Origin of the sequence: Ensifer sp. NPDC090286 (genome assembly GCF_044769565.1) — a bacterium.
Taxonomy (GTDB): Bacteria; Pseudomonadota; Alphaproteobacteria; order Rhizobiales; family Rhizobiaceae; genus Ensifer.
Window position 1 is genome coordinate 828484 of sequence record NZ_JBIVYF010000001.1, and the last position, 26524, is coordinate 855007.

A 26524-nucleotide genomic window follows, 5' to 3' on the forward strand; every position below is an offset into this window, starting at 1 on the left:
GATTGTCGCAGGCACTTTTTTGCCCAATTTTTCATCGCTCCGACTGCTGTTGCCGTTTCGGCACAGATTAGCGCGGGCAAAATGAGTGACCTGCAATTGAAGGCCACGCCGCTCGATCGAGGGTGGATCGCTCATGCATTCGGTGCGATAGGAGCCGCCATCGACATTCGTTCCGCCCCTATCTCCCGGAGCAGCCACGACCCCATGAGCAATCTGCGCATCGCCCTCTACCAGCCCGACATTCCCGGCAACACCGGCACGATCCTGCGTATGGCGGCCTGCCTCGGGCTTGGCGTCGACGTGATCGAGCCCGCCGGCTTCGACCTTTCCGACCGCAACCTGAAGCGCGCCGGCATGGACTATATCGCGTCGGTGGCGCTGACCCGTCACGTCAACTGGGAGCGCTTCGAGGAGTGGCGTGCTGCGAGTGGCCGCCGCCTGGTGCTCGCCTCCACCAAGGCTGCCCTGCCCTATACCCGCTACGATTTCCGCCAGGACGACATCCTGCTCTTCGGGCGGGAAAGCGCCGGGGTGCCCGACCACGTGCACGAGCGCGCCGACGGCCGCATTCTCATTCCGATGGCCGTCGGCCAACGCTCGCTGAACATCGCCATCTCCGCCGCGATGATCGCCGGCGAAGCGATCCGGCAGGTTTCGCCGCTCTGATACCGTCTCCATAGCCGTCTCCATGGCGGCGGGCCGTGCCTCTGAGATCCCGCCGCCCTTCACACGCGGCGCATCAAGCCGCGACTTCGTTGTAAGGCTTGGTCTTGCGCGCCTGCTTCAACACCCGCGCCCACCAGGTCAGGCGATCCGTCATCAAAAACAGCGGCGCGCGCAGCTCCTCCGGCTTGTAGAGATTGCCGGCAGCGTCGAACTTCGACCACGCCTTCGGGAAGGTCACTCCGTCGCGCAGCGTCACCGCATGCAACTCTCCAAACACCTGGCGCAATTGCTCGACTGCGCGGATGCCGCCCGAGGCGCCACCATAGGAGACGAAGGCGACCGGCTTTGCATGCCAGGGCTCGTAGACCGAGTCGATCAGCTCCTTCAGCGCCGCCGGGTAGCCGTGATTGTATTCGGGGGTGACGACGATGAAGGCGTCTGCCTCGGCGATCTTGCGCTCCAGCCATTCGCCGGGATTGACCGCCGCGCCAAGGCCCCGGGACGTCCTGAGCCTGGCCGGATCGATGATCGTCAGCGTGAACGTATCGGAAGCCGAAAGTTCCCGGATCAGCCAGTTGGCGACCGTGTCGCAGAAGCGACCCTGGCGCGCGCTGCCATAGATCACGGCAAGGGTCATTTTCTCAGTCATGGGGATCAAGCTCCTGTTGTCTCAGTCATGGAGCCAATGCTATAAAACCTCAATATTAGTTGAGGTCAATAGCCGTCATGACGATTGTGAAGCAAAGCGAATTGCGCCGTGAACTCACCGTGGGCGAAGTGGCGGAGCGCAGCGGCGTCGCCGTCTCCACTCTGCATTTCTACGAGGCCAAGGGCCTGATCCGCAGCAACCGCACCCGCGGCAACCAGCGCCGCTATCCGCGCGGCGTGCTCAGGCGCGTCGCCGTCATCAAGGTGGCGCAGCGCACCGGCATTCCCCTGTCGGAAATCCAGGACGCTTTGTCGGTGCTGCCGGACGATCGTCCGCTGACGGTCGAGGATTGGGGCAGATTGTCCGAAAGCTGGCGCGAACAGCTGAACGAACGCATCGCCAACCTCATGGCTTTGCGTGACCACCTGACAGGCTGTATCGGCTGCGGCTGCCTGTCGCTGCGCGAATGTCCTTTACGCAATCCGCACGACGTGTTGTCGATGGAAGGCGCTGGCCCAAGGCTCATGGATGAAGACAACCACCCTTAAGGATTTTCCTTTAAAGTGCACGCGTCGCGGCAGGGGAAACGCATGAAGGCCGAACTAAGAAAGAGAATTACGATCATCCTGCTTCTCGTCGCGGCAATTCTGACCCCATGGATACATTTCATTTACAGAGATGAAGGTTTCAGCGTCGCCACGTTCTTGTTCCTCGCGTTTATGACCGCCGTTCTTGTTCTCTTCGCTGCAATAAATATACTAATTCTTCTCGGGAAAACGCTGATATATTTTCAGGAGCGCAATGAGCGTTAGAGGTCTTCCTGAACCTTGCGGCGACGATCAGTCTTTGGCGCGGGGAAAGCCGCTTCCGAGCAAATGGCGGGATCTAATCAATCCGCGGTCGGCAGGCGGCGCATCGTGAACTCGATCTCGTCGCCCTCGAGCTGTCGCCAGCTTTCCACTTCGGTCCAGTAGGCGGCCTTCGGCCAGGTGTCGAACCATTCCCGGGCCTTCGCGCGGGCAGCACTGCGATCGAGCCGAAAGGTTTCCCGCACGAAAAGGCCGTCGCCTCGTGTCGGATTGTCCCGGCGATGCCGGGCGATCTGCCGCCGCAATCCATCGAGCGGCGGGCCTGCAGGTATTCTCGCCATGGGCTATACCTCTGGATTGTAAGATAGTGAGGCAAGCCAGCCTTTGCCAGAGCTTTGTGCGGCGGTTTCGCTGGGCCAAGGACGCGCCGCGACAGAGTGGCCGAAGCGGCTGGACCGCCGTTGCCATCAGCGCCAAAGTGTGAACTGTGACGACTTCACTCGAATCGGCGGTATTTCATCGGGATATCCCGCCAACAGGACGTAATTTCATGGAACGACCGCAGCTACCCCAGGGGCTCCCCGCAGACATCGAAGACAAGAAGGCGGAGGCGCGTGCATGGTTCGAGGGGCTGCGCGACACCATCTGCGCCGCCTTCGAGGCGGTTGAAGACGAGCTGACGGGGCCGCTGTCCGATCGCGCCCCCGGCCGCTTCGTCACCAAGGACTGGAGCCGTGAGGATGGCAAGGGCGGCGGTGGCCGCATGTCGATGATGGAAGGCCGCGTCTTCGAAAAGGTCGGCGTGCACACCTCGACCGTCTACGGCGAATTCTCGCCCGAATTCCGCAGCCAGATCCCGGGTGCTGCCGAAGATCCCCGTTTCTGGGCCTCGGGCATTTCGCTGATCGCCCATCCGGTCAATCCCAACGTGCCGGCGGTTCACATGAACACCCGCATGGTCGTGACGACCAGCAACTGGTTCGGCGGAGGCGCCGACCTCACCCCGGTGCTCGATCGCCGTCGCGTCATGACGGATCCCGATACCCAGCTCTTCCACCGCGCGATGGAGATCACCTGCGGCCGCCATGCCGTTGCTGATCATGCCAAGTTCAAGAAGTGGTGCGACGATTACTTCTTCCTGCCGCATCGCAACGAGGCGCGCGGAACCGGCGGCATCTTCTATGACTGGCTGCACTCCCCGGAAGAGCAAGGCGGCTGGAACGCCGACTTCGCCTTCACCCGTGATGTCGGCAAGGCGTTCGCCATCGTCTATCCGAAGATCGTCCGCACCAACTTCAATACGCCCTGGACCGAGGACGACCGCGACGAACAGCTGGTGCGCCGCGGCCGCTATGTCGAGTTCAACCTGCTCTACGATCGCGGCACCATCTTCGGCCTGAAGACCGGCGGAAATGTCGAGTCCATCCTGTCGTCGCTGCCCCCGGTCGTGCGCTGGCCGTAAGGCGCAACGACATCAAACAAAATGGGAGTAGCGCTCGCGCCGCGCGGGCGCGCTTCTCTCCGGGATCACGCCAGAGTGCGCCCCAGCCGAAACGGCTCCCTGAACCGTTCCGGGCTTATTCAACATCACTTGCAGATCCGCACCTTCTTCCAGAACAGCTTGCCGTCGGTGCCATAGGCCCGTTCGGTCTTGAGGACGCAGCTCGGCTTGCAGCCGTAGCTGTAGTTCGCCGCCTTCGCCGGTATGGCCAAGGCAAATGCCATCGTCGTCGCCAGAGCCATGGCGAAGCAAAAACCGCGCATTCTGTATATCCCCGTGTGACTTAACCGCGACGGAGCCGCCCGTCGCCTGAAGCGAGCCATCGCACGGATCGGGCTCATCCCGCTGTTTCGAATGAAACAGGCGAACAAAGCGCGTCGTCTGGCGTTTCACTTTCGTCGAGCGAGGTGAAAACGATGATCTTCAAGAAGCGCACATTTTACGGCGACGAACCGGAGCGGCAGACGGCCGATCACCCTGCGGAACTGGAACGCCGCGTCGCCCATCTCCTGGCGGTCACGCCCGGCCTCGACGCCGCCGATGTCACGGTGACCGGCAAGGGCAATACGATCCTGCTCGCCGGCTTCGTGGCAACAGCAGCCGAAGTTGCGCGCGCCGAAGAGGCGGCCAGGCACGTGGAAGGCGTCGCGGAAGTGATCAACCGGATCGAGACAGTCGTCGCACGATAGAGAGCGCCCCCGGCGTCCCTAGATGGAGCCGAGCGTCCAGCTGACGATTTCTGCGGAAACCGTGGCGAACGCCTGATCCATGGCGTTGATGAAGGCGGTATTGCCCGTGCCCCTCACCGCAGCCGAGGCGCGAAACGCCTTCGCCGCCCGCACCGTGCCGTTGCGGTCATTGAGAATCTTGGCGAAGATTTCGACATTGGCCACGTCGGTGCCTTCGGTCGAGATCTCGAAGGCGCGGATTTCGGTGATGACCTGGTAATCGATTGCCAGGCCCTGGCCCGGCTTGCCGACGCCGCCGACCTTGCCCGTGTCCTCGAAGGCCTGGACGAGCTTCGACTGCACTAGCTTCGGCAGGCGATCGCTCCACTGCGCCTTGGCGAGATATTGCAGCTCGGCCCCGGATAGGCGGATGACGACCTGATCGCTGTCGAGCGCCTTCAGAGCCGTCGGCTCCGGCACGAGGATCTGCTTGCCCGTGGCCGCGCGACCTTCGACGGCCGGCCTTGCCGAAAGACTATAGGTGTCGTTGACCGCTTTGGTACCGCAGCCGGCAAGGCCTGCTGCCAGCATGAAAATCAGGGCGGAGCGCCACGCTCCCGTCACTCGCACGCCCACCAGCCCTGGAAAACTCATACTGCCGTTACCTTTGTCCCACACAACTTCGGCGCATTCCGGATCGAAACACACCACCCGGCCCCACGCCGGCTGTGCCCACCGACTCAGCGTCGGGTGCGGCCATCATATTGCTTTACCGTCTCGCCGCCAAAGAGAAGACGCTGCGGATCCTTGTCGAACGTGGAGATCGTGTTCTCCAGGCTCTGCACCGTGCGGCGCGTGTCGGTGACGAGCGCCTCGACGTCACGAAGGCCCGAGCCCGAGAAGCGACGAAGGTTGTCGGCAATCGGTCCGATCTGCGCGTTCAGATTGTCTGCCATCTTGCGGAAGGACTCGAGCGTCGCGCGGGCATCGGCCGAAAGCGAAGGCGCGTCGGCGTCGCCGAGGAACCCGTCGACCTTGACGAGAATGCTGTCGACCCGGTTGGCCGAAGCGTTCAGCTTGCTCGCGAGCTGCGTCACGTCGGTGATCGTGCGGTCGATGTCCTGCTGCCGCGCCGTGATCTTGGCGGCGAACTGCGAGATGTTGGCGACGGTCTTGCGGGCGTCGGCGGTCGCCGCGGTGATGTCGTTGACGACGAGCTCCACCTTCTGCTTGTCGACCGAAGCGACCAGCGTATCGACCCGCTCCAGCGTCTTCTGAGCGTTCTTTCCGAACTGCTCGTAGGTTTCGACGGTCTGCCGGAAAGCCGCGATGGTCTCGGAAACGCCGCCCGAAGCCTGCTTCAGGTCGTTACTGATCTGCTCGACGTTCGAGACGATGCGGTCGATCTTCTTGGGATCCACCGACTTCACGAGCGTCTCGGCCGTTTCGAGGGTCGAGTCGAGCTTTTTGGATGCCGCGCTGACCGAGCCGGAGAGTTCCGTCACGCTTTTGAGGAAATCGTCGATAGCGCCGGAATTGTTCGCAAGCGCGTCGGAAAACTTCTCGGCATTGCCGATCGTCTTGGTGAGCGGACCGCGCACGTCGGTCACGAAGCCCTGGATGTCGGTAATGGCGCTGTTGGCGCGATCCATGATCTGGTCAGCGGTGGCGAGCAGGCTGGTGACGCTCGACTGGTCCGCAAGGATCCGGGCCTGGGTACCCTTTTCAATCGCGGTCTTCAGGATGTTTTCGTCGCCCTTGTGACCGCCGCTAAGCTCGATATAGGCAGCACCCGTCAGGCCCTGCACTTCGAGCGTCGCCTTGGTCGACTTCAGCACCGGCGCATCGACCGAAACCTCGGTCAGTGCAATCGAATAGCGCGGGTCGTTGGCATCGATCGCGAGGTTGCGAACCGTGCCGACGGGAATGCCGTTGAAGCGCACCGGAGAGCCGACCGAAAGGCCGTTGGCCGACCCCGGAATATTGACCACTAGCTCGATCATCTCGCCGCTTCGGCCATACTGCGACATCCAGTAGACGAAGCCGAATGCGGCCGCGACCACGAACACCGTGAAGAAACCGACAATGGCGTAGTTCGCTTTCGTTTCCATTCGTACCGACTACCTTCGTGGCCGCTTCACCGGCTCTTCCTTCGATCTCGACACCTGAGCGTCAAAACCGCACCTAGCGGAGCGCCATGCGTCCAACGAACGTATCGCGCAAGGCTCCTACATTTGTTTCCGGATCATACCCGCTTCAGGCCGTTCGCCTGACGCCGGATGCTCCGGTCATTGATCGTGGCGAACGATCGATCGTGCCCGCTTGCCACGGAAATAGGACTGCACCCACGGATCGTCGCAGGCGAGCATGTCTTCAACCGTGCCTTCGACCAGAACCTTCTTCTTGCCGAGAACCGCGATCCGGTCGCAGACCGAAAAGAGGCTATCGAGGTCGTGAGTCACCATATACACGGTCAATCCCAGCGTGTCGCGCAGCTTGGCGATCAACTCGTCGAACTCGGCCGCCCCGATCGGATCGAGCCCCGAAGTGGGCTCGTCGAGGAAAACCAGGTCCGGATCGAGCGCCAGTGCGCGCGCAAGTGCGGCGCGCTTGATCATGCCGCCGGAAAGCTCCGATGGATATTTTTCCGCCGCCTCCGGCGCAAGACCGACCAGCTCGATCTTCACCCGCGCCAGCTCGTCCATCAGGCTTTGCGGCAGGTCGAGATATTCGCGCATGGGCACCTGGATGTTCTCGCGCACCGTCAGCGCCGAAAACAGCGCCCCGTGCTGGAACAGAACGCCAAGGCGCATGTCGAGCGCGATGCGCTCCCCCTCGGTGATGTTGTCGTAGTCGGCGCCAAGGATTTCGATCTTGCCGGACCGCTTGGCAAGCAGCCTCAGGACGGTGCGCATCAATACCGATTTGCCCGTGCCCGATGCTCCGACGAAGCCGAGGATTTCGCCGCGGTAGATCTCGAGGTTCAGCTTGTCGAGCACGATGTTGGACCCGAAACCGACCGTCAGGTCGCGAACGGAAAGCACCGTTTCCCGCTCGTTCGCCTCGGTCGGCTGGTATTCCTCGTGCCTCTTTTCGACTGGGTTCACGCTGTTCTCCGCATCAGAAATCAATGGCCGCGTAGAACATGGCGAACAGCCCGTCGATCAGGATCACGACGAAGATCGACTTGACCACGGAAGACGTCACGTGGCGGCCGAGCGACTCCGCGCTGCCGCCCACCTTCAAGCCCTCGACGGCTGCCACGACGCCGATGATCAGCGCCATGAACGGCGCTTTGATCATGCCGGCGGCGACGGACGAAAAATCGACGGCCTCCTGCAAGCGGGCAAGGAAGGTCGGGATCGTGATGCCGGAATAGCCCCAGGCGACAAGCGCCGCGCCGACCAGGGCTGCGAAGTTTGCGATGATCGTCAGGAGCGGTAGCGCGACGGTCAGCGCCACGAGGCGCGGGAAGACCAGAACGCCGACCGGGCTCAGTCCCATCACCTTCAGCGCATCCACCTCTTCGCGCATCTTCATCGAGCCGATTTCGGCGGTGATGGCGCTGCCGGAGCGGCCGGCGATCATGATCGCCGTCAGGAGCACGCCAATTTCACGCAGCTGCAGGATGCCGACGAGATCGACCACGAAGACTTCGGCGCCGAAATAGCGCAGCTGGAACGCGCCCTGCTGGGCGATGATGGCGCCGATCAGGAACGACATCAGCGTGATGATCGGAACCGCCATCACGCCCATGCGGTCGATCTGGTGAACGATCGCCGCCGGCGAGACGCCACTGTGCCGTCCAAGCTTCAGCTGCGCGCCGCGCACCGCGGAGCCCAGAATATACATCGCCGCGACGATATCTTCCCACGTCGCCGCCATGACCTCGCCGATCGGGGCGAAGATGCGCTGGAACAGCGGCAGCCGTTCGCCGCTCTTGTCCGGCGAGCGCAGTTCCGCCGGCAGGGCGTCGATCAACTCGACATAGCGCTGCCCGCCCTCGGCGAAATGAACGTTGTCGCGCGACGGGCCAACGATGCGGGTCATGAAGCGGCGGATGATCCAGGCGCCTGCGGTATCCATCGCCGTCACGCCGGACAGATCGAACTGGGCTGCCCCGTCGCCCTTGCGCGCAAGGCCATCGAGCTTTGCCGCCATCGCCTCGGCGGTCTCGTGCCGCCAGGCGCCGGTAAAGACATAGCTTCGCCCGCTGCCACTCTCGGACAGCGCGACATCGGCGGTCATCTTGCGGGCGGCTTGCGACACGTGTCTTCTGTTATCCCGATTTGCCCCTGCAAAACTCGTCCGATCTCGATAGATTTGAGGACAAGATTGTGCAGCAGCCCTAAAGTGTTACCGCGAGCGTTGCGCGTCCGACCGGAGGCAACGACTGTGTAAAGATTCGTAAATCCTTCCACCGTCATAACGGCTCGCACCTTTGCTGTCACCCGAACGTTGCGGCGCTATGACGCCGGGCCAACAGATTACCTGCCGGAGACGCTTTCATGTCACTTTCCCTCGATGCCGCCGTGGAACATTTCCCGATTGCGGGCACGTTTACGATCTCGCGCGGCTCCAAGACGACGGCAAGCGTCGTCACCTGCCGCATAGGCGATGGCGTCCATACCGGCTCCGGCGAATGCGTTCCCTACGGCCGCTACGGCGAAACGCTCGACACGGTGCTGGCCGAAATCGCAGCCATCCGTCCCCGCATCGAGGCCGGGCTTAGCCGCGCCGACCTGCAGCGCGAGATGAAGCCGGGTGCCGCCCGCAACGCCGTCGATTGCGCCCTGTGGGACCTGGAAGCAAAGCAGAAAAACCAACTGGCCCATGTTCTTGCCGGCATTTCTTCACTGGAAGCATTGACCACGGCCTATACGCTTTCGCTTGCCGAACCCGACGCGATGCGTGAGCAGGCAGCTAAGTACGCCCACCGCGCGCTCCTCAAGGTCAAGGTCGGAACGACAGATGATGCCGCCCGGATCCGTGCGGTGCGCTCCGGTGCACCGGAAAGCCGCATCATCCTCGACGCCAACGAAGGCTGGACGCCCGAGACCCTCGCCTATCACTTCGCGCTCTGCGCCGAGGAACGGATCGACCTGATCGAGCAGCCGCTGCCGGCCGGACGAGACGAGGCGCTGGCAACGGTCGCCCGCCCCGTTCCAATCTGCGCCGATGAAAGCGTGCATTCGACCGAGGACCTCGCAGCCCTCGTCGGCCGCTACGATGCAGTCAACATCAAGCTCGACAAGACCGGAGGGCTGACCGAGGCGCTGCGCATGCGCGCGCAGGCAGATGCGCTCGGACTCAAGATCATGGTCGGCTGCATGGTCGGCAGTTCGCTTGCGATGGCTCCGGCGATCCTGGTGGCCCAGGGCGCGGATTTCGTCGATCTCGACGGACCGCTGCTGCTTGCCGAAGACCGTAAGCCCGGCCTGCGCTACGAGGCGTCGCTCGTCTTCCCGCCGGAGCCGCGCCTCTGGGGCTGAAGATACCAGGCGGTTACGGCAAAGCAGCAGCCGGCAAAGGCGACGACCGACATGGAATAGAAGCCGTTGACCCCGTACCAGTTATAGAAATAGCCGGACAGGAACGTGAAGATCGCCGTGAAGATGCCGGTATAGAAGAAGTAGAGCCCCTGGGCCGACGCTTCCTGCGATTCCACCACCCGCTCGACCAGCTTGTGCTGCATGCCGGTGTGCATGATCGCATAGGTGAAGGCGTGGAAGCACTGCAGGATGAAGTATCCGCTGAAGCCGAGATCCATCGGGAAGATGATCCAGCGCACCACCGCGAGAAAACAGCCGGACAGGATCATCACCCAGACGCTGAAACGGCGGCTGATCGCCTTGGCGAAGATGAACATCGTCACCTCGGCCGCCACGCCCGCGCTCCACAGCAGGCCGATCTCGGTACCGCTGTAGCCGATGTGCTGCCAGTAGATCGCCGAGAAGGCGAAGAGCATCGCATGGCTGGCGTTGACCAGCGTCACCCCGATGAGCAGCAGTTGAAGGTCGAGCTGCCGGAGCGACTTCGGCGGCGGCTCGGTCAAGGCCGTGATCGGTGACGGCCGCCGCGGCTTGCCGACCCGTGGCGCGGCATAGGCCATCACGATCGTCAGGCCAAAGCCGGTCGCCATCGCCGGAAGCACCATGTCGCTGCCGAAAATGCCGACCATCCAGCCGCCGAGCATCGTCGCGCCAATGAAGGCGACCGAACCCCAGAGCCGCATATGGGCATAATCGAAGCCCCAGCGCCGCACGCCGGACAGAGCGATCGCCTCGACGATCGGCACATAGGGCGAATAGACGGCCGACTGCAGCGTGTAGATGACAAGCACCGGCCAGAATTCACGGAAGTAGAACAGCACCAGCGCCGTTGCGAGCGACAGAAAACCGGACCAGATCAACACGATCGCCCGCTCGCCGAGCCGATCGGCGATGACGCCGGCGATGGGCGCGGTGATGACGCGCACGAACATCGGCAGCGCCAGCACGACGCCGATCTCGAAGTCGCTCATCGATAGCGTGCTCAGCCACATCGGGAAATACGGCATCGCGAAGCCGTTGACGATCAGCGGCGCACAGAAGAGCAAAGCAATGCGAAGCGCAAAATGGCGCGGCGGAGGGCCCACATAGGCGGGCGCTTGGGAGGGAATCATCGTCTGACCTGATGGCTGTGCCCACTCTCTAGCACGAGCCGGGCGCGCCTCGCCATAACCTAGTTTTCGCGACAGGACTTTCGGCGCGGCGCGACGATCAGGCCGCGCGCTGGGTCAGCAGTTGGGCAAGCAGCTTGTCCGCTTCGCCGGATGCTTCGCCTTCGCTGGCGCCGCCGCGCATCTGGTGCCAGGTGATCAGTTCCATCGTGCCGTCGTGGTGCTCGGCGATCGCCGTGCAGCTTTCGACCCAGTCGCCGGTGTTGATGTAGCGGATGTCGCCGATCTCCTCGATCACGGCATGGTGGATGTGACCACAAATCACGCCCTGAGCATCGTGGCGGCGCGCCTCCTCGGCGACCACCTTCTGGAACTCGCCGATGAAGTTGACGGCGTGCTTGACCTGGAGCTTCGCCCAGGACGAGAACGACCAGTAGGGCATGCCGAGACGCCTGCGGACCGCCGCAAGGCCGATATTGATGGCAATCGCCGTGTCGTAGGCCCAGTCGCCGAGATAGGCGAGCACGCGGGCGTTGCGCACGACGACATCGAATTCGTCGCCGTGCAGCACGAGATACTTACGGCCGTCGGCCCCCGCGTGCATGTAGCGCTGCGCCACCTCGATACCGCCGAAATGCACGCCTGGAAAGTCGCGCAGGAACTCGTCGTGATTGCCGGGGATATAGACGATGCGGGTTCCCTTGCGCGCCTTTCGCAGGAGCTTCTGCACCACGTCGTTGCAATTCTGCGGCCAGTACCAGCTGCGCTTCAGCCGCCATCCGTCGACGATGTCGCCGACCAGAACGATCGTCTCCGCTTCATGATGCCGCAGGAAGTCGAGCAGATAGTCGGTCTTGGCCGCCTTGGAGCCGAGATGGACGTCCGAGATGAACAACGTCCTGAGCTTTCGTACGGAGTTGTCTTGCTGCGCCGCCATCATGCCAGCCTCGTCTCTGGTTACGCTTCGTGCCTTCGTGAAACCAGACTCGTGTTTCAAGAAGATGACATCAACATTGCGTTGCCGGTCTGCCGCCGAAATCAGCACTGCAAAACTGTACCTCGCTTCGAATTCATGCCAAAAGGCACGACCACGAATGAGGAATGTGAGAGCATGAATACGGGCGACAAGACGAAATCCCATACCGGTCCGGCCAGCGGCGACATCGACCAGCAGGCCCTTTTCTTCCACCGTTATCCCCGCCCGGGAAAGCTCGAAATCCAGCCCACCAAGCCGCTCGGCAACCAGCGCGACCTGGCGCTGGCCTATTCGCCTGGCGTTGCCGCCCCTTGCATCGCGATCCGCGACAACCCGGAGCAGGCCGCCGATTTTACCGCCCGCGCCAACCTGGTTGCGGTCATTTCCAACGGCACGGCCGTGCTCGGCCTTGGCAATATCGGCCCGCTGGCGTCGAAGCCGGTCATGGAAGGCAAGGCGGTTCTCTTCAAGAAATTCGCCGGCATCGACGTGTTCGACATCGAAATCGATGCGTCGAGCATCGAGCGTATGGTCGACGTCATTTCGGCGCTGGAGCCGACCTTCGGCGGCATCAACCTTGAAGACATCAAGGCGCCGGAATGTTTCGAGGTCGAACGTCGCCTGCGCGAAAAGATGCAGATCCCGGTCTTCCACGACGACCAGCACGGAACCGCGATCATCGTCGCCGCTGCCATCCTCAACGGCCTCGAGCTCGCCGGCAAGGACATCGCCAAGGCGAAGATCGTTACCTCGGGCGCAGGTGCTGCCGCACTTGCCTGCCTCAACCTTCTCGTGACGCTCGGTGCCAAGCGCGAAAACATCTGGGTCCATGACCTCGAAGGCCTCGTCTACAAGGGCCGCGAGGTGCTGATGGACGAATGGAAGTCCGTCTACGAGCAGGATAGCAGCAACCGCGTGCTCGCCGACAGCATCGGCGGCGCCGACGTCTTCCTCGGCCTCTCGGCCGCCGGCGTCCTGAAGCCGGAACTTCTGGCGCAGATGGCCGAAAAGCCGCTGATCATGGCGCTCGCCAACCCGACGCCGGAAATCATGCCGGAAGCCGCCCGCCAGGCCCGTCCGGACGCGATGATCTGCACCGGCCGCTCGGACTTCCCGAACCAGGTCAACAACGTTCTCTGCTTCCCGCATATTTTCCGCGGCGCGCTCGACTGCGGCGCAAGCACGATCAACGAAGAAATGAAGATGGCAGCCGTGCGCGCCATCGCCGGCCTTGCGCGCGAAGAGCCCTCCGACGTTGCCGCCCGCGCCTATTCCGGCGAGACCCCGGTCTTCGGTCCCGATTACCTGATCCCCTCGCCGTTCGATCAGCGCCTGATCCTGCGCATCGCGCCGGCGGTTGCCAAGGCCGCCGAGGAAAGCGGCGTCGCCACCCGTCCGATCCAGGACTATGACGCCTATCTCGACAAGCTGAACCGCTTCGTCTTCCGCTCGGGCTTCATCATGAAGCCGGTCTTTGCCGCCGCCAAGAACGCCCAGAAGAACCGGGTAATCTTTGCCGAAGGCGAAGACGAGCGCGTGCTGCGCGCCGCCCAGGTGCTGCTCGAAGAAGGCACCGCCCGCCCGATCCTGATCGGTCGTCCGCAGATCATCGAGACGCGCCTGCGTCGCTATGGCCTGCGCATCCGCCCGGATGTCGATTTCGAAGTGGTCAACCCCGAGGGCGATCCACGCTACCGCGACTATGTCGAGGACTACTTCGCCCTCGTCGGCCGTCTCGGCGTCATCCCGGAAGCCGCACGCACGATCGTGCGCACCAACACGACCGTTATCGGTGCGCTCGCCGTCAAGCGCGGTGAAGCGGATGCGCTGATCTGCGGCGTCGAAGGACGCTACAGCAAGCACCTGCGCGACGTATCGCAGATCATCGGCAAGCGCGACGGCGTGCTCGATTTCTCGGCCTTGAGCCTGTTGATCTCGCAGCGCGGCGCAACCTTCTTCACCGACACCTATGTGAGCTACTGCCCGAGCGCCGAAGAGATCGCCCAGACGACGGTCATGGCGGCACAGGAAATCCGCCGCTTCGGCATCACCCCGCGCGCAGCTCTCGTCTCGCATTCGAACTTCGGTTCGCGCGATTCGGAGAGCGCAACCAAGATGCGCACGGCGCTGCAGCTCGTGCGGGAACTTGCGCCCGACCTTGAGGTCGACGGCGAAATGCACGGCGATGCGGCGATCTCGGAAGCGCTGCGCCAGCGCGTCATGCCGGACAGCAGCCTGACGAGCGAAGCCAACCTCCTGGTCTTCCCCAATCTCGATGCCGCAAACATCACGCTCGGTGTCGTCAAGACCATGACTGACAGCCTGCATGTCGGCCCGATCCTGCTCGGCTCGGCGCTTCCGGCCCATATCCTGTCGCCGTCCGTCACCTCGCGCGGCGTCGTCAACATGGCAGCTCTGGCGGTCGTCGAAGCCAGCCATCCGGGTTGAGATGGCAACGCGGAGATCGCCACCGGTCTTCGCTTTAATGGGGCGCCATGCCGGCGCCGGCAAAACCGTATCCGGATGTCGCGCCTGCCACAGGCGCGGCATCGCCGGTTTTACGCATCGCCTGCGAATCAGCCTCCCTCACGCGGCCGATCGGCAGTCGCAATCAAGGCGTGCACAATTGGTATTATACACCAATCGGGAAAGTTTGCGCTGGACAAAAGGTGAACCTCTAACCATGCTGGGGCCTCGGACGAGATTCGGTGTTGTGGCATGACTGAGCAGCAAGCTGTCCTCGACATGCTGGAAATCCTGGAATGCGGCGGCTGCGTAGAGCCCGCTCATTTCTTCACATTGATGCGTCGAACCTTCCGCATTGCCCATCTGCTCTATCTCGAAGCCGAGCCCTATGCGGACGAGCTCAAGGTCTGCCGGCTGCATCACACCTTTGGCGCTTATGCCGCCGAGATCTACCGCGCCCGCAGCCTTCACCGGATCGATCCGATCCTGAAGCTGGCGCTTGGTGGCGTGCGGCCGGTGGAATGGACGATGGCGCGGCATCGATTCCCGGAATGCGAACCGCTGTTCCAGGCGGCCCAGGAAATCGGCATTTCCACCGAGGGCGTCGCCCTGCCGTTGCCCTCGCCTGCCGGGCGCATGGCGCTGCTGGCCATCAACGTCAACATGTCGGCCGGCGAATGGACGACCTATCGCCGCCATCACCTGCGTGATTTCCAGCTGGCCGCCAATCTCTTCCATGCCGCCATGCTGGAGCACGGCGCCATGGCCGGCAGCATTTCGACCCGCGAGATGCGGTTGACCGGGCGCGAGACCGAGGTCCTGACCTGGGCTGCCGCCGGCAAGAGCTATTGGGAGATCGCCACGATCCTCGGCATTTCCGAGCGCACCGTGCGCTTCTTCATGACCAATGCGCGGCGCAAGCTGAATGTCGTTTCCAACACCCAGGCCGTGGCACAGGCCGTACGGCACGCGCTGATCCCCACCGTTTGACACCCGACAACACACCTCCACCGAAACCCCTCGAAATCTAGTGGCAAATATCGCGCATTTGAACTGTCGCTAGCGACAGTTACGCAACCGCCGCGAGCCTGACAGCATCGCCCCATCCCCAAACTCGGATGGAGAAAACGATGATCAGGATCCTGAACGGAAAGACCCGCGCACAACAGCCAGAGGCGGCCGACGACATGTTCCGGCTGCGCAAGCGCGTCTTCCACGACTTCCTGAAATGGGACGTGCAGACCGAAGGCGAGTGGGAAATCGACAACTACGATAAGGCAAACCCGCTCTACGTGCTGTCCTACGCCCCGGATGGCCGCCTGCGTGGATCGCTGAGGCTGCTCCCGACGCTCGGTCCGAACATGCTGGACGACACCTTCCCGATCCTGCTCGGCGACAATCCGGAAATCCGCAGCGCTTCGGTCTGGGAGTCCAGCCGCTTCTGCATCGAGCCGGAGATTTCGCAGGACCGCGCTTCGAACCAGGTGACGGTCGCGGCTGCCGAGCTGATGTGCGGCGTCGGTGAGCTTGGCCTTGCTTCCGGCATCAGCCACATCGTCACCGTGACGGACGTGTTCCTCGAGCGCATGTTCCGCCGCATGGGATGCCCGGGCGAGCGCATCGCCGAACCGCATCGCATCGGCTCGGTCTTCGCGGTTGCCGTTGCCTGGGAAGTGACCCCGGATCTGCTTTCGCGGATGAAAGCGGTCGCTGCAATCGAAGGCACCGTTCTCGACCGCCCGATGTCGCTGGAAACCGCCCGCGCCGCCTAAGCGCGTCCGTCGATCGGCACTGTTAACGCAAACCGTCGCTTGTCGTTGCACGATCACCGACAAGCTCTATGATGGAGGCGAAACAGGAATGCCGCTGGCAGCCACCCGCAGAAGTTGGCGCCGACCTGGCAACAGGAAGAGACTTACGCCCCGTGTTCACGCGCCTGAAACACGTCGCTGCGGCCCTTGTGCCTTTGGTTCTGATCGGTGCCGGTCCGTCACTGGCATCGACGGCCTGCGACCGACTGAACGCCCGGCTCGCGCAACTGCCTGACTACGTCGCCAGCAATGCCGATGCCCGCGACTATGCAAGCGCAATCTCACGGCAGAACATCGAACTGCGGCGGGCGAAGAACGACCGCCGCCGCGCCGGGTGCGGTGGCGGCAACGCCATCGGCTACGACGGCGGCGACCCCGACACCTGCAGCGGGCTCAACGGTCTCATCGCCGAGATGGAAGACAATCTGCGCATGCTGAAGTCCGAGCGCGAGCAGATCGTCGCCGGCGGCAGCGACGACAGCCGGCGCCGCATCCTCGCTGCACTTGAGATCAACGGTTGCTATGGCGACCGCGAGGAGTTCGCAAGCGTCGAGCCGGACGTGCCGGAAAGCCACCGCAACATCGTTGCCGACCTACCGCCGGACGACGCCTACGGCCCGATGCTCGGACACGGCGAAGACGGCTACGCGCCGCAGGAGCGCTACTATAGCGGCACGCTCAGAACCATGTGCGTGCGCACCTGCGACGGCGCCTTCTTCCCGATCTCGTCCGATGCGACGCCGGCCGATTTCCCACGCGACGAACAGGCCTGCCGGGCCCGCTGCCCAGGGGCTGAGACGGAACTCTATTTCCACGAGCTCAACACGGAAGAGAGCGACAGGATGGTCTCGGCCGTGACCGGCCGTCCCTATACCGAAATGCCCAACGCCTTTGCCTATCGCACCCGCGCCGTCGGCAAGCCCGGCCAGTGCGGCTGCCAGATACCGCAGACCGCCGCAACCACGCCGAAGACGACAGGAACGAAGATCGGCGACGACCAGTCGTCGATCATCGTCATCGAGACGAAGAAGCCGGAAGCGGCGGGCGAGACCGCCAAGGCGCCGCCCGAAGAGCGGCCCTATGATCCGTCGAAGAACAAGGTGCGCGTCGTCGGCCCCACCTACCTGCCGCAGGAAGAAACTGCGATCGACCTCAAGCATCCGAAGGGACCGGCCTATCAGCCGGTCCAGAATTGATCGGGCGAGGCCTTACGCCTTCTCCTTGCTGCATCCCCATCCTTCTTCGAAAACCAGGCCCTCGAGCGGAAGGCGCTGGCGCCAGCCCTTCACGGCGAGTTCCGGCTGCTGATAGAGGCGGTCGACATAGCCGAGGCAGAGCCAGGCGACGATCTCGATATGGTCGGGGATGCCGAGGATCGCCTTGATCTCGGCCTCGTGGAAGATGCTGACCCAGCCGACACCCACCCCTTCGGCCCGCGCTGCAAGCCAGAGGTTCTGCACGGCGCAGACGGTGGAATAGACGTCCATCTGCGGATTGTGGGTACGCCCGAGCACGACAGTGCCGCCGCGCGTGCGGTCGCAGGTGACGCAGATGCTGAGCGGCGCCTTGCGAATGCCTTCGAGCTTCAGCGCGCGATACTTTCCCTGCTGTTCCGCCTCGAACATCAGCGCGGCCTCGTCATTGGCGCGGCGAAACGCCTGCCAGACCCGCTCGCGCGTTTCTTCCGCCCGCACCAGCACGAAGTTCCAGGGCTGCATGAAGCCCACGGACGGGGCGCTGTGCGCCGCCGCCAGCAGACGCCTGATCAGATCATCCGGCAATGGCTCGGGCAGGAATTCATCGCGCACGTCTCGACGTGTCTCGATCGCACGGTAGACGGCCTCCCGCTCTTGCAGCGAAAAGGCACCGGCAGCCGCAAGGCCGCCCTTCGGTTCAGTCAGCATCGTTCGATCCCCAACAATGCGAAAACCTCCCGCCGTCCACGCGGGGTTCGGTCTATCTCGCCAGGCCGGTCTTCTGACTTCGGTTCAACCGATCGCCTCACCTTCCCAGATCGATTGAAGATCCAGTGGCAAAACCTTGAATCAATTCAAGGCTCTCTTAGACGCGATCGTCCCCGTCACAGCGTTGGGCACGTTCCGGAATATCGACCGGATTCCCGATTCTCCCGCTTTCGCGGGCACCTGACGACGGCACTAAGTGCACAGGGAATTGAGAAAGACAAGCGGCGCCAACCGGGCGAAACCGGACGCGCCGCTTTCCACCTGCTTCTTTCTGCCTCGCCTCAGAGCGGAGCGACCGGATGCGGCGAGCCGTCATAGGCGCCCCAGATCGACTGGTCGAAGCAGATCACCGATCCGGTCATCAGCCCGGATTCGGCCGACGACAGGTAGGCGCAGGCACGCGCCACCTCGGCCGGATCGACGAGCCGGCCGAAAGGCTGGCTGGCCGCCGCCTTTTCGAGCCAATCGGCAGCCGCGCCGTGAAACTCGCGCTGTATGCGGTCTTCGCCTTCGGACGCCATCCAGCCGATATTCAGCCCGTTGACGCGGATGCGGTTGCGCAGCAGCGCATAGGCCGTGTTCTTGGTCAGCGTTTCGAGCGCGCCTTTCGACGAGCAATAGGCGGCGATGAAGGGCTGGCCGGCCATCGCCGACATCGAGCCGATGTTGACGATCGTGCCTTCGGTCTTCTCGCGCCGCATGACTTTCACCGCTTCCTGCATCAGGAAGAACGGTGCGCGCACGTTGATCGCGAACATGCGGTCGAAGAGTTCGGGCGTGGTATCGAGGATCGTGCCGCGGTCGGTGATGGCCGCGGCGTTGACCAGCGCATCGACCCGGCCGAATTCGGCGTCGCAAGCGGCGACCACCTTGCGGGCGTCGTCCACCTTCTCCAGATCGGCCTCGACATAGACGACTTTCGCGCCATGTGCCGTGCCGATCTGCTCGGCCCTCGCCCGTCCCTTGGCGGCGTTGCGTCCGCATATGACGATACCCTTGGCGCCGCGCTCGGCGAAAAGGCCAGCAATCGTCGCGCCCAGCCCCTGCGTACCACCGGTAACGATGGCGATCTTGCCCTGCAATTGTCCACTCATCGAATTTCTCCCTCGGAAATGTTCGTTTGAAACGGCTGCGGCACCCGGGTGAAACCACGCCGGGAGCCTGTCAAATGGTAGCCCGCGCGTCAGCTCAGCTTGCGCTTCGCCTGCGCCTCAAGCACCGCTAGAAACTCCTCCTCGCCCGTTCCCGCAGTGAGCGCCTCGCGCATCAATTGCGCCTGCGTCTTCGGCGCCAGCCCGCCGATTGGCGGGTCTCGGTCAAGATTGGTCGGGAACGAGTAGCCTTCGGCACAGGAGGCGATGGCATTGGCCGCTTCCGCCTGCGTCAGCTTGCCGTCCGCCAGCAAGGCCTTCAAGGCCGGATAGAGCGTCGCGCTCATCGTCAGTCGATCGACGGTTTCCATGGCGCGGCCGAAGGCCGAATTCACCTGCAGCAGGTTCGCGACGCGCCGAATATCCTGCGAGCGGTTGGTGCCGGCGGCATGGAAGAGCGCCGGATTGAAGAAGACGACATCGCCTTTTTCGAGCGGTAGCTGCACGTGGTGTGCGTCGAAATAGGCGCGGAACTCCGGCCGGTTGAGCGCCAGATAGCCCGGCACATAGGTTTGGCTATAGGGCAGGAAGAGCGTCGGTCCGCTTTCGAGCGGCATGTCGCAATGGGCAACCGCCCCCTGCAGCGTCAGGACAGGCGAGAGCTTGTGGACATGCGCCGGATACTGCTCGATCACGGCCGCGGTCTGGAAGCCGAGGTGATAGTCCCGGTGCGCCGATTGCGCAGCACCGCCCGGATTGACCCGGTTGACCTGCGCCGTCATCTGGTAGTTCGGCCCGAGCCAGGCCTCGCTGACGAGCGCGATGATGGCATTGCCGTAATAGGCGGCGAAATTCTCCGGTGCGTTCAGGCAGTGCTTTTCCAGCGAGTTCCAGATGCGGTCGTTGGCGCCGGGCTTGGCGAAGTGATCGCCGCCACCGCTGTTGCTGCGATGTTGCTCTTCGATGATGGCGTCGAAGACCCCGCTCGCGACGTCGATTGCCGCCGTATCGGCATAGGCGCGTTTGAAGACCGCGACGCCGGGGCCCGTTGCCAGCACCTCGCAGATTTCCGCCAGAACCGAACGCCGCTCCTCGGCATCGCCGCACGCGGCAATCAGCGCGGCGCTGTCATAGATCAGGACGTTTTTTTCGCAGCCGGAGGCATGGGGATAGTCGGACAGATTGGTCTGGCGTTCGACTTCCGCCCGGAACGCCTCGAGATCACAGGCCTCCTCGGTGAGCCAGACACGGTCGATCCGCTGGCGCGCTTTGTTGTCGGTCTTCATCGCGTTTCCTCCTCTGGAACATCCTGATGAACACGACTATAGGCGGCGGAAAAACATGATATAGAGCAAGAATCCATCAAAAATCCATCAGGAGCACGCAACGATGGCCCATCCGTTTCTGGTCAAGGACATCGCCTTTCAGGCCGGACTCAGCACCGCGACCGTCGATCGTGTGCTCAACGAGCGGCCAGGCGTGCGCCGCCAGACGGAGGCCCGGGTTCGCGCAGCCATCGAGGAACTGGAAAAGCAGCAGGCCGGCCTCGACATCCAGGGACGCAAGTTCGCGATCGATATCGTCATGGAGTCGCCGCAGCGCTTCACCGATGCGGTGCGCCATGCGTTCGAGAGCGAGGCGCTGACCTTCGCGCCCACCGTCTTTCGTTGCCGGTTCCACTTTGCAGAGACAATGCGCCCGCAGGACATCGTGCAACTGCTCGACCGGATCCGGCTGCGCGGAACCGACGGATTGGTGCTGAAGGCGCCAGATGTACCCGAGATCGTCGCCGCCGTCGCCCGCTTCGAGATGGGCGGCACGCCCGTCGTGACGCTGGTAACCGACCTGCCCCATTCGCAGCGGACGGCCTATGCCGGCGCCGACAACCGGGCAGCGGGCGAAACGGCCGCCTACCTCCTCGGCGAGCGCTTTTGCCGAGCGCCGGCAACCGTGCTGGTGACCCTTTCGAGCGGCCGTTTTCGAGGTGAGGAAGAACGAGAGATCGGCTTTCGCCGGGTGCTGCGCGAGCACTATCCGGCAATCCGGATCGTCGAGATCAGCGAAGGCCACGGCCGCGACAGTGAAACCGGGCTCCTGGCCCATGCAGCGCTTTCGGCCAATCCCGATATCAACGCGGCCTATTCGATCGGCGGCGGCAACCGCTCCGTGCTTGCAGCCTTCGAGGGCCTCGAACGCTCCTGCGCGCTCTACATCGCCCATGATCTCGATGAGGACAATCTGGCGCTGCTGCGCGAACGGCGCATTCACTTCGTGCTGCATCACGACCTCCGGACCGATGCACGCACCGCCTTTCGCACGATGATGCTGCGGCCGGGCGCCCAGGCGCCGGCGATCGGCCCGCAGCTCTCCGCCGTGGTGGTGATCACGCCCTATAATGTTCCGGAGTAGCGCGACAGCCAGCCGCCGTTGACCGTTCAGGCGGCCGTCTGGCCGTCGTTCTTCTCGGCCGGCAACACCATGTCGTCGGCCGTTTCAAAGCGATTGCGGCCGCGCCGCTTGGCGAGATAGAGCGCTTCGTCGGCAGCCAGCAGCAACTGGCGCGCCGTCTGTCCGTGCCGCGGTGCAAAGGCAATACCGGCACTGCCGCCGACGACGAGCATCTGACCGTTGAAGGCGACCGGCGTCTGCGCGTCGGCAATCAGGCCGGCCGTCAGGCTGCGGGCGTCGGCCTCGCTACAATCGCCGAGAATGACCGCAAATTCGTCACCTCCGAGCCGGGCGACCGTTCCCTTGGGCCCGGCGCGATTGCGAAAGCGCTCGGCCATAGCCACCAGTACGGCGTCGCCGGCGGCGTGGCCGTGGCGGTCGTTGACCTCCTTGAACTGGTCGAGATCGGCATAGACGAGCGTGAAAGGGTGGGTATTCGCCCGCAGAAGCGCCGCTGCCAGCATGTCGTCGAAGCCGCTGCGGTTCATCAGTCCCGTCAGGCGATCGTGCTTGGCCAGGTGCCGGTTCAGCGCTTCGCTTTGCTGCAGGGCGGCAAAGAGCGTCGAGAAGCGCAGCGCCACGAAGGCCATCAGCAGGGCTGCGACGATCGCCATGATGATGACGCTCGGCAACAGTTCCGCGCGCACGAACCCGCCGGGCGATTTCGGCACCCAGGCGGCCACGAGACAGGACGAATCGGTGCAGCGCCCGACGGACGCATAGGCGCTGCCTGCTGGCCGCTCGTTGAGCGGAACAAAGGCCAGTCCTCGGATACCCAGCCGCGCCGCGATCTCGCGCGTCATCTTCGGCGTGACCGGTCGAACGGCGACCATCAGCACCGGATCGCGCCGTTCCGCCGGAACCACTAAAGTCTCCGGGATGACCGCCTGCACCACCGCAACGCTCATGCGCCCGTCGATCTCGCGCAGGTCCACCGCATGGATGCCGGGCACCGCCGGCATGACGGATTGCGGATCCGGCGTCGTGACATCGAGTTTATAGGTGCCGCCGTTGTTCCTGAGCGCATTGTCGTAGCGGCGCTTGGCCTCCTCCACGAGATCGTCGACCTCGTCGAGCGGTACGCGCGCCACCCCGGCCGGGACCGACACGCCGTCCTTGAGCGCCGTCGAAACGTTGCGCGCCGGATCAGTGAAGATGGTCCAGGAGAAGCCGTAGTCTTCCCAAAGCCAGCCCGAAAGCTCGTCGGTGACGAAACTGTCGCTGGCATGCCCGCTCGCCAGTTCCTCGTAGGTCTTGTCCCAGAAGGACACCTGCGCCTGGAACTGAACGACGGCATCCATCTGGTGGCGCAGTTCGTTTGCGACGAGCCGGCGCTCGGCCGAAAGTCCGAAACGATCGGCCTCGGTGACGGACCGGTCGAGCACATAGATGAGGCTTGCAATGATCAGGACCGCGACCAAGGTACAGGCGGCATGGATCGCCCAGACCGTCTTGTCCCGTTTTGCCTGCCGCAACGCCTTTTCCACCACGCCAGTCCCCCTCGTCCGCACCGGCCATGCCGGGCATTCTAGCACTTGTGGAGGTGCGATGCGCAACGATGGCAGCGGATACTGAGGGCACCCTAGCGGCCAATATCGAAGTTTGGCTTAAATAAGCTGGTGATAAAATACTTAACGATTTCAACCGACTGAATCACCCGACAATCAGCGGTCGCAGCGGAGTTCTGGAGGTGCGGGCAGTCGCCCGCGCCTCCTTCTGCACGGCCTATTGCGGAGTGGCGGCCGAAGCGCGCAGCAAGGCGATGATCTCCGCATTGCCTTGCTCTACGGCAAGATCGCGTATCGATGGACCTGCGGCGCCATCCCGCAGGCGCGCATTCGCGCCCCTCTCGAGAAGCAGCCGCGCCGTTTCCGCCTGCCCGTTGATCACCGCGAAGGCCAGCGGCGTCATCCAGTCGTGCTGCGGCTCCGGCCGGCCGCGGCCGCGGAACGTGCCGAATGGCGTTTCGATCAGATCCGGCTGCCGGTCGAGGATATCGGCGAGGCGCGCAGTCACACCGAAGGACGCGGCTGCGAAGACATCGAGCGGCTGATCCTTCAGGAAGGCGACCATCTCGTCCTTGCCGTTGTACTTGGCCCAGCCGATCGGCGGCGCATGATGGTAGGGATCGCGGGCCGAGGCATTGGCGCCGTGATCGAGCAGGCGCCGCGCCATCGCGACATGGCCGTGCAGCGCCGCCTCGTGCAACGGCGTGCGCGAGGTCATGCGGTTGACGTCGAAGCCGAGCGACAGCATCAGCGCCACAGCATCGTGCCGGTCCTCGCCCGCCGCCTCGTGCAGGATAGCCGGGTGCGCGGCCTGGGTTCGGGCCACAAGCGTCGGATCCGCGTCCACGAGTTCCCTCGCCTCATCCGCCTTCTCTTCGCCGATGGCACGAGCCAGCCGGTCGACATCTTCCAGCGGTGCTTCGGTCGCGCCGCGCGACACGAGGTATTGTGCCAGCGCCGGATCGCCGCCGAGCTCCGCCCATTGATAGGGCGTGCGCCCCTTGATCGGGCGATTGACGTCGGCACCGTGCGCGACGAGCAGCCGGACGCGATCGGACATCCGCTTTTCCAGCGCCCAGGCAAGCTGATAGTCGAAGACGCGCTCGCCGTTTTCGACGAGGCCGCCATCGTTGCGCACCAGCCAGTTGTTGCGGTCGTCGGCATTGAGGCCATGATCGAGAAGCAACTGGAGGCAGGAATTGTCCGGCTCGAACATCCGGTTGTAGAGGGCCTGGCTGTCATTGGCCCGGGCACCGGCATTCAGCAGCAGCCGCGCAAAGGCAAGGCAATCCGGGTGCGGCGGCTGCCGCTCCGGCCCTGCCTCGCCCTCACCAAAAACGCCCGTCAAAGCCGTGAAACGATACTGGCCGTCGTCGAGCCAGTAGGCGTTCGGATCGGCACCACGCGCAATCAGGCGATCGGCCGCCGGCAGCGACGAGCGGCCGGGAACGCGGGCATAGGCAGCGTAGAGCAACGGCTCCCAATCGAACGGACCGCCGCGCTTCTCTGCAAGTTTCGGGTCGCCATCGAGAAAGCGGTCGATCGCCGCGGCGTCGCCGAGTGCGGCGGCCACGTGAATGCTGTCCCCGGCAATCTCAGGATGGTCCTTGAGCAGGTCGAGCGCCTGAGCGAACCGCTCGGGATCGGCGGCGATGTCGCCGAAATAGGAGACCGTCGCCAGAGCGAGAAAGCGGTTTGCGACCTGTTCGGTCGACGGCGTGCCGCTCTCGGCCTTCTCCAGATGCCGCTTCAGCCGCGTCCAGCTGGCAAAGCCGAATTCGCGGGCCAGCACCAGCTGGGCATCCTGAAGGCCCATTGCGGTCGGTTCGGAGAAATAGGGAAACGCCCGCTGCCTTGCGCTGGCATCGCCAGCCTTGACGGCCTTCAAAAAAGCCTTGGCCTGCTTGCGGATCGTATCGAGAGTAATGTTCGCGGAAAGATCGCGCGTGATCATGAAAGACCTCCTTTCATTCACGTCCGGTATCCGCGCCCACAGACTGAAAAGAGGTGTGGCAACCAAGTTCAGTGAGACAGGTGGGCCTTGCCCTTCCCGCGGATCGGATGCGCCCTGCGAACGACCGCATGGCTAGCATGGTCCCGATATACTTGTCCAGCGCGGTCAGCTTTCCGGTTCGTAGCGGACGAAGGCGAAACGATCGCTCGACGGCGCCCAGTTCGGAACATTGATCGTTCCCTGCCCGCCAAAGAGCGCGAACAGGATGCGGGCATTGCCGCCGTCCGTGTCCATCAGCCTCAAGCGAACATCGAGGTCTCTTGGGTGATCGAAGACATCGCCGTCATAGGAAAGCACCAGCAGGTGCTTACCATCAGGCGACGGATGCGGGAACCAGTCGCCATAGGGGCTGTCGGTGATCCGCGTGACGTCGCTGCCATCAGGGCGGATCCGCCAGATCTGCATCTGTCCGGTACGGCTGGAGTTGAAATAGATCCATTCGCCATCGGCCGACCAGTCCGGCCCGTCGTTGCGGCCCTCGCCATGGGTCAGCCGCCGCTCCTCGCCGCCATCGACGGAGATCGTATAGATGTCGAAGACTTGGTCGCGGATCCCGCAATAGGTCAGCGTTTTCCCGTCGGGCGACCAGCCGTGCCAATAGGACGGCAGGTTGCGGGTGACGAGCCGCGGCGTGCCGCCTTCGGCCGGCAGCAGGTAGATCGCCGACTTTCCGAACTCGGTCTTGTCGCTGATCGCGATCGTCGCACCATCCGGCGAGAGGCCGTGATCGTTGTTGCAGAGCGTGGCAAAGCCGGTATCGATCTCCACCGGCTCGGAGCCATCAAGATCAAGCCGATAGAGCCTGCCGTCGCCATTGATGATCAGGTGCGAACCGTCGCGCGACCAGTTCGGCGCCTCGACCAGCCTGTCCGTCTGCCAGACAACCCGCGTCTCGCCGGTCACGATGTCATGGATTTCGACCGAACTGCGCATGCTCTTCTCCCCGGACGAGGCCGCTATCTCTTGTCTTCACCGACAGGCACTGTCGCCAATACCTTGGAACAGACCGATTGCATCAGGATGGAATCGTGCCGATCCCGCCAAGTGGTGAGCAGACCCCAGGCCAACAGGAGCAGGATGCAGATGAAGGCAACGCCGACGAGCGTGAGGCTCCCCGTCGCAAGGCCATAGATCCCGAAGATCGCAGGCGTCGCGAAATAGCCGACCTGCGCCGAAAGCTGCCGGCCGGCCGAAACGTCGCTCGCCGACCACAGTCGAAGGAGCCGGATTTCCTCCTCCGTAAATTCTGGACGGCCCTGTCGGCCGTCCGTCTCTTCGGAGCGGGTTTCCAC

The 26524-nt window shown here is 63.5% G+C and carries 27 protein-coding genes and 1 riboswitch; of the genes, 11 read left to right on the forward strand and 16 right to left on the reverse strand.

The features are described from left to right. The first annotated feature begins 204 nt into the window (after positions 1 to 204). Positions 205 to 666 (forward strand): tRNA (cytidine(34)-2'-O)-methyltransferase, encoded by a 462-nt coding sequence (locus tag ACIQUG_RS04070; protein ID WP_402317652.1) that lies wholly within the window; start codon positions 205 to 207, stop codon positions 664 to 666. Between the two features lie 73 nt (positions 667 to 739). On the opposite strand, the gene ACIQUG_RS04075 is transcribed toward ACIQUG_RS04070, so the two are convergent. Continuing rightward, complete coding sequence (locus tag ACIQUG_RS04075) at positions 740 to 1315, reverse strand: NADPH-dependent FMN reductase (protein WP_402317655.1); 576 nt, start codon at positions 1313 to 1315, stop codon at positions 740 to 742. A gap of 77 nt (positions 1316 to 1392) precedes the next feature. Here ACIQUG_RS04075 and soxR point away from each other — a divergent pair, with 77 nt between their 5' ends. After that, positions 1393 to 1863 (forward strand): redox-sensitive transcriptional activator SoxR, encoded by a 471-nt coding sequence (gene soxR, locus ACIQUG_RS04080; protein WP_402317658.1) that lies wholly within the window; start codon positions 1393 to 1395, stop codon positions 1861 to 1863. 42 nt (positions 1864 to 1905) lie between these two features. Continuing rightward, entirely contained in the window at positions 1906 to 2127 is a 222-nt protein-coding gene (locus ACIQUG_RS04085) for a hypothetical protein (protein WP_402317661.1), read from the forward strand. A 77-nt stretch (positions 2128 to 2204) separates the two neighbouring features. Here ACIQUG_RS04085 and ACIQUG_RS04090 read toward each other — a convergent pair whose 3' ends face one another. Then, a complete protein-coding gene (locus ACIQUG_RS04090) occupies positions 2205 to 2465 on the reverse strand; it encodes a hypothetical protein (protein ID WP_060585034.1) in 261 nt (86 codons plus the stop codon). A 209-nt stretch (positions 2466 to 2674) separates the two neighbouring features. Here ACIQUG_RS04090 and hemF point away from each other — a divergent pair, with 209 nt between their 5' ends. Next, positions 2675 to 3586: an oxygen-dependent coproporphyrinogen oxidase gene (hemF, locus tag ACIQUG_RS04095; RefSeq protein WP_402317664.1), complete on the forward strand. Its 912-nt coding sequence runs from the start codon at positions 2675 to 2677 to the stop codon at positions 3584 to 3586. Positions 3587 to 3711: 125 nt separating this feature from the next. Here hemF and ACIQUG_RS04100 read toward each other — a convergent pair whose 3' ends face one another. Further along, positions 3712 to 3888 carry a hypothetical protein gene (locus ACIQUG_RS04100; RefSeq protein WP_402317666.1) on the reverse strand — a complete coding sequence of 59 codons (177 nt, stop codon included), beginning with the start codon at positions 3886 to 3888 and terminating at the stop codon, positions 3712 to 3714. Positions 3889 to 4041: 153 nt separating this feature from the next. Here ACIQUG_RS04100 and ACIQUG_RS04105 point away from each other — a divergent pair, with 153 nt between their 5' ends. Further along, positions 4042 to 4314, forward strand: coding sequence for a BON domain-containing protein (locus tag ACIQUG_RS04105; RefSeq protein WP_402317669.1), 273 nt, complete (start codon positions 4042 to 4044; stop codon positions 4312 to 4314). Between the two features lie 18 nt (positions 4315 to 4332). On the opposite strand, the gene ACIQUG_RS04110 is transcribed toward ACIQUG_RS04105, so the two are convergent. From ACIQUG_RS04110 to ACIQUG_RS04125, 4 genes are all read right to left on the reverse strand, one after another. Beyond that, on the reverse strand, positions 4333 to 4947 hold the full coding sequence (locus tag ACIQUG_RS04110) for an ABC-type transport auxiliary lipoprotein family protein (RefSeq protein WP_192446251.1): 615 nt from the start codon (positions 4945 to 4947) through the stop codon (positions 4333 to 4335). Between the two features lie 86 nt (positions 4948 to 5033). Continuing rightward, the gene (locus ACIQUG_RS04115) at positions 5034 to 6404 is read right to left on the reverse strand and encodes an MlaD family protein (RefSeq protein ID WP_043623847.1); all 1371 of its coding nucleotides are present in this window, start codon (positions 6402 to 6404) and stop codon (positions 5034 to 5036) included. 177 nt (positions 6405 to 6581) lie between these two features. Next, on the reverse strand, positions 6582 to 7400 hold the full coding sequence (locus tag ACIQUG_RS04120; protein ID WP_402317674.1) for an ABC transporter ATP-binding protein: 819 nt from the start codon (positions 7398 to 7400) through the stop codon (positions 6582 to 6584). A gap of 13 nt (positions 7401 to 7413) precedes the next feature. Then, positions 7414 to 8541 carry an MlaE family lipid ABC transporter permease subunit gene (locus ACIQUG_RS04125; protein WP_402320562.1) on the reverse strand — a complete coding sequence of 376 codons (1128 nt, stop codon included), beginning with the start codon at positions 8539 to 8541 and terminating at the stop codon, positions 7414 to 7416. 260 nt (positions 8542 to 8801) lie between these two features. On the opposite strand from ACIQUG_RS04125, the gene dgcA reads away from it, so the two are divergent. Beyond that, positions 8802 to 9785, forward strand: a complete 984-nt coding sequence (gene dgcA / locus ACIQUG_RS04130) for an N-acetyl-D-Glu racemase DgcA (RefSeq protein ID WP_402317676.1) — start codon at positions 8802 to 8804, stop codon at positions 9783 to 9785. Here dgcA and ACIQUG_RS04135 read toward each other — a convergent pair. Further along, positions 9737 to 10957, reverse strand: a complete 1221-nt coding sequence (locus ACIQUG_RS04135) for an MFS transporter (RefSeq protein WP_402317679.1) — start codon at positions 10955 to 10957, stop codon at positions 9737 to 9739. The two genes, dgcA and ACIQUG_RS04135, sit on opposite strands and share 49 nt — an antisense overlap. Positions 10958 to 11054: 97 nt before the next feature. Next, the gene (locus ACIQUG_RS04140) at positions 11055 to 11894 is read right to left on the reverse strand and encodes a UDP-2,3-diacylglucosamine diphosphatase (RefSeq protein ID WP_402317681.1); all 840 of its coding nucleotides are present in this window, start codon (positions 11892 to 11894) and stop codon (positions 11055 to 11057) included. 171 nt (positions 11895 to 12065) lie between these two features. On the opposite strand from ACIQUG_RS04140, the gene ACIQUG_RS04145 reads away from it, so the two are divergent. From ACIQUG_RS04145 to ACIQUG_RS04160, 4 genes are all read left to right on the forward strand, one after another. Next, positions 12066 to 14378 carry an NADP-dependent malic enzyme gene (locus ACIQUG_RS04145; protein ID WP_402317684.1) on the forward strand — a complete coding sequence of 771 codons (2313 nt, stop codon included), beginning with the start codon at positions 12066 to 12068 and terminating at the stop codon, positions 14376 to 14378. 270 nt (positions 14379 to 14648) lie between these two features. Next, positions 14649 to 15386: a LuxR C-terminal-related transcriptional regulator gene (locus tag ACIQUG_RS04150; RefSeq protein ID WP_402317687.1), complete on the forward strand. Its 738-nt coding sequence runs from the start codon at positions 14649 to 14651 to the stop codon at positions 15384 to 15386. A gap of 140 nt (positions 15387 to 15526) precedes the next feature. Further along, a complete protein-coding gene (locus ACIQUG_RS04155) occupies positions 15527 to 16168 on the forward strand; it encodes an acyl-homoserine-lactone synthase (RefSeq protein WP_402317689.1) in 642 nt (213 codons plus the stop codon). A gap of 152 nt (positions 16169 to 16320) precedes the next feature. Beyond that, complete coding sequence (locus ACIQUG_RS04160) at positions 16321 to 17403, forward strand: DUF2865 domain-containing protein (RefSeq protein WP_402317691.1); 1083 nt, start codon at positions 16321 to 16323, stop codon at positions 17401 to 17403. A gap of 12 nt (positions 17404 to 17415) precedes the next feature. Here ACIQUG_RS04160 and bluB read toward each other — a convergent pair whose 3' ends face one another. From bluB to ACIQUG_RS04175, 3 genes are all read right to left on the reverse strand, one after another. Further along, on the reverse strand, positions 17416 to 18111 hold the full coding sequence (gene bluB / locus ACIQUG_RS04165) for a 5,6-dimethylbenzimidazole synthase (protein WP_402317693.1): 696 nt from the start codon (positions 18109 to 18111) through the stop codon (positions 17416 to 17418). A gap of 45 nt (positions 18112 to 18156) precedes the next feature. After that, a riboswitch (cobalamin riboswitch) is annotated at positions 18157 to 18370 on the reverse strand. Positions 18371 to 18452: 82 nt separating this feature from the next. After that, entirely contained in the window at positions 18453 to 19265 is an 813-nt protein-coding gene (locus ACIQUG_RS04170) for an SDR family oxidoreductase (protein WP_402317696.1), read from the reverse strand. Between the two features lie 89 nt (positions 19266 to 19354). After that, a complete protein-coding gene (locus ACIQUG_RS04175) occupies positions 19355 to 20548 on the reverse strand; it encodes a phytanoyl-CoA dioxygenase family protein (protein WP_402317699.1) in 1194 nt (397 codons plus the stop codon). Positions 20549 to 20651: 103 nt separating this feature from the next. On the opposite strand from ACIQUG_RS04175, the gene ACIQUG_RS04180 reads away from it, so the two are divergent. Further along, positions 20652 to 21671: a LacI family DNA-binding transcriptional regulator gene (locus tag ACIQUG_RS04180; protein WP_402317701.1), complete on the forward strand. Its 1020-nt coding sequence runs from the start codon at positions 20652 to 20654 to the stop codon at positions 21669 to 21671. Between the two features lie 26 nt (positions 21672 to 21697). Here ACIQUG_RS04180 and ACIQUG_RS04185 read toward each other — a convergent pair whose 3' ends face one another. The 4 genes from ACIQUG_RS04185 to ACIQUG_RS04200 all read right to left on the reverse strand — a co-directional run bounded on the left by ACIQUG_RS04185 (position 21698) and on the right by ACIQUG_RS04200 (position 26524). Continuing rightward, a complete protein-coding gene (locus ACIQUG_RS04185) occupies positions 21698 to 23200 on the reverse strand; it encodes a diguanylate cyclase domain-containing protein (RefSeq protein ID WP_402317703.1) in 1503 nt (500 codons plus the stop codon). A 235-nt stretch (positions 23201 to 23435) separates the two neighbouring features. Beyond that, positions 23436 to 25172: an ankyrin repeat domain-containing protein gene (locus ACIQUG_RS04190; RefSeq protein ID WP_402317706.1), complete on the reverse strand. Its 1737-nt coding sequence runs from the start codon at positions 25170 to 25172 to the stop codon at positions 23436 to 23438. Between the two features lie 165 nt (positions 25173 to 25337). Continuing rightward, the gene (locus tag ACIQUG_RS04195; protein ID WP_402317709.1) at positions 25338 to 26165 is read right to left on the reverse strand and encodes a TolB family protein; all 828 of its coding nucleotides are present in this window, start codon (positions 26163 to 26165) and stop codon (positions 25338 to 25340) included. A 23-nt stretch (positions 26166 to 26188) separates the two neighbouring features. Beyond that, complete coding sequence (locus tag ACIQUG_RS04200; RefSeq protein WP_402317712.1) at positions 26189 to 26524, reverse strand: hypothetical protein; 336 nt, start codon at positions 26522 to 26524, stop codon at positions 26189 to 26191.

Excerpts from the sequence above, each read along its gene's own strand:
- ACIQUG_RS04070 (WP_402317652.1), top strand. The coding sequence starts at position 205 with ATGAGCAATCTGCGCATCGCCCTCTACCAGCCCGACATTCCCGGCAAC.
- ACIQUG_RS04075 (WP_402317655.1), bottom strand. The coding sequence starts at position 1,315 with ATGACTGAGAAAATGACCCTTGCCGTGATCTATGGCAGCGCGCGCCAG.
- soxR (WP_402317658.1), top strand. The coding sequence starts at position 1,393 with ATGACGATTGTGAAGCAAAGCGAATTGCGCCGTGAACTCACCGTGGGC.
- ACIQUG_RS04085 (WP_402317661.1), top strand. The coding sequence starts at position 1,906 with ATGAAGGCCGAACTAAGAAAGAGAATTACGATCATCCTGCTTCTCGTC.
- ACIQUG_RS04090 (WP_060585034.1), bottom strand. The coding sequence starts at position 2,465 with ATGGCGAGAATACCTGCAGGCCCGCCGCTCGATGGATTGCGGCGGCAG.
- hemF (WP_402317664.1), top strand. The coding sequence starts at position 2,675 with ATGGAACGACCGCAGCTACCCCAGGGGCTCCCCGCAGACATCGAAGAC.
- ACIQUG_RS04100 (WP_402317666.1), bottom strand. The coding sequence starts at position 3,888 with ATGCGCGGTTTTTGCTTCGCCATGGCTCTGGCGACGACGATGGCATTT.
- ACIQUG_RS04105 (WP_402317669.1), top strand. The coding sequence starts at position 4,042 with ATGATCTTCAAGAAGCGCACATTTTACGGCGACGAACCGGAGCGGCAG.
- ACIQUG_RS04110 (WP_192446251.1), bottom strand. The coding sequence starts at position 4,947 with ATGAGTTTTCCAGGGCTGGTGGGCGTGCGAGTGACGGGAGCGTGGCGC.
- ACIQUG_RS04115 (WP_043623847.1), bottom strand. The coding sequence starts at position 6,404 with ATGGAAACGAAAGCGAACTACGCCATTGTCGGTTTCTTCACGGTGTTC.
- ACIQUG_RS04125 (WP_402320562.1), bottom strand. The coding sequence starts at position 8,541 with ATGACCGCCGATGTCGCGCTGTCCGAGAGTGGCAGCGGGCGAAGCTAT.
- dgcA (WP_402317676.1), top strand. The coding sequence starts at position 8,802 with ATGTCACTTTCCCTCGATGCCGCCGTGGAACATTTCCCGATTGCGGGC.
- ACIQUG_RS04135 (WP_402317679.1), bottom strand. The coding sequence starts at position 10,957 with ATGATTCCCTCCCAAGCGCCCGCCTATGTGGGCCCTCCGCCGCGCCAT.
- ACIQUG_RS04140 (WP_402317681.1), bottom strand. The coding sequence starts at position 11,894 with ATGATGGCGGCGCAGCAAGACAACTCCGTACGAAAGCTCAGGACGTTG.
- ACIQUG_RS04145 (WP_402317684.1), top strand. The coding sequence starts at position 12,066 with ATGAATACGGGCGACAAGACGAAATCCCATACCGGTCCGGCCAGCGGC.
- ACIQUG_RS04150 (WP_402317687.1), top strand. The coding sequence starts at position 14,649 with ATGACTGAGCAGCAAGCTGTCCTCGACATGCTGGAAATCCTGGAATGC.
- ACIQUG_RS04155 (WP_402317689.1), top strand. The coding sequence starts at position 15,527 with ATGATCAGGATCCTGAACGGAAAGACCCGCGCACAACAGCCAGAGGCG.
- bluB (WP_402317693.1), bottom strand. The coding sequence starts at position 18,111 with ATGCTGACTGAACCGAAGGGCGGCCTTGCGGCTGCCGGTGCCTTTTCG.
- ACIQUG_RS04170 (WP_402317696.1), bottom strand. The coding sequence starts at position 19,265 with ATGAGTGGACAATTGCAGGGCAAGATCGCCATCGTTACCGGTGGTACG.
- ACIQUG_RS04175 (WP_402317699.1), bottom strand. The coding sequence starts at position 20,548 with ATGAAGACCGACAACAAAGCGCGCCAGCGGATCGACCGTGTCTGGCTC.
- ACIQUG_RS04180 (WP_402317701.1), top strand. The coding sequence starts at position 20,652 with ATGGCCCATCCGTTTCTGGTCAAGGACATCGCCTTTCAGGCCGGACTC.
- ACIQUG_RS04190 (WP_402317706.1), bottom strand. The coding sequence starts at position 25,172 with ATGATCACGCGCGATCTTTCCGCGAACATTACTCTCGATACGATCCGC.
- ACIQUG_RS04195 (WP_402317709.1), bottom strand. The coding sequence starts at position 26,165 with ATGCGCAGTTCGGTCGAAATCCATGACATCGTGACCGGCGAGACGCGG.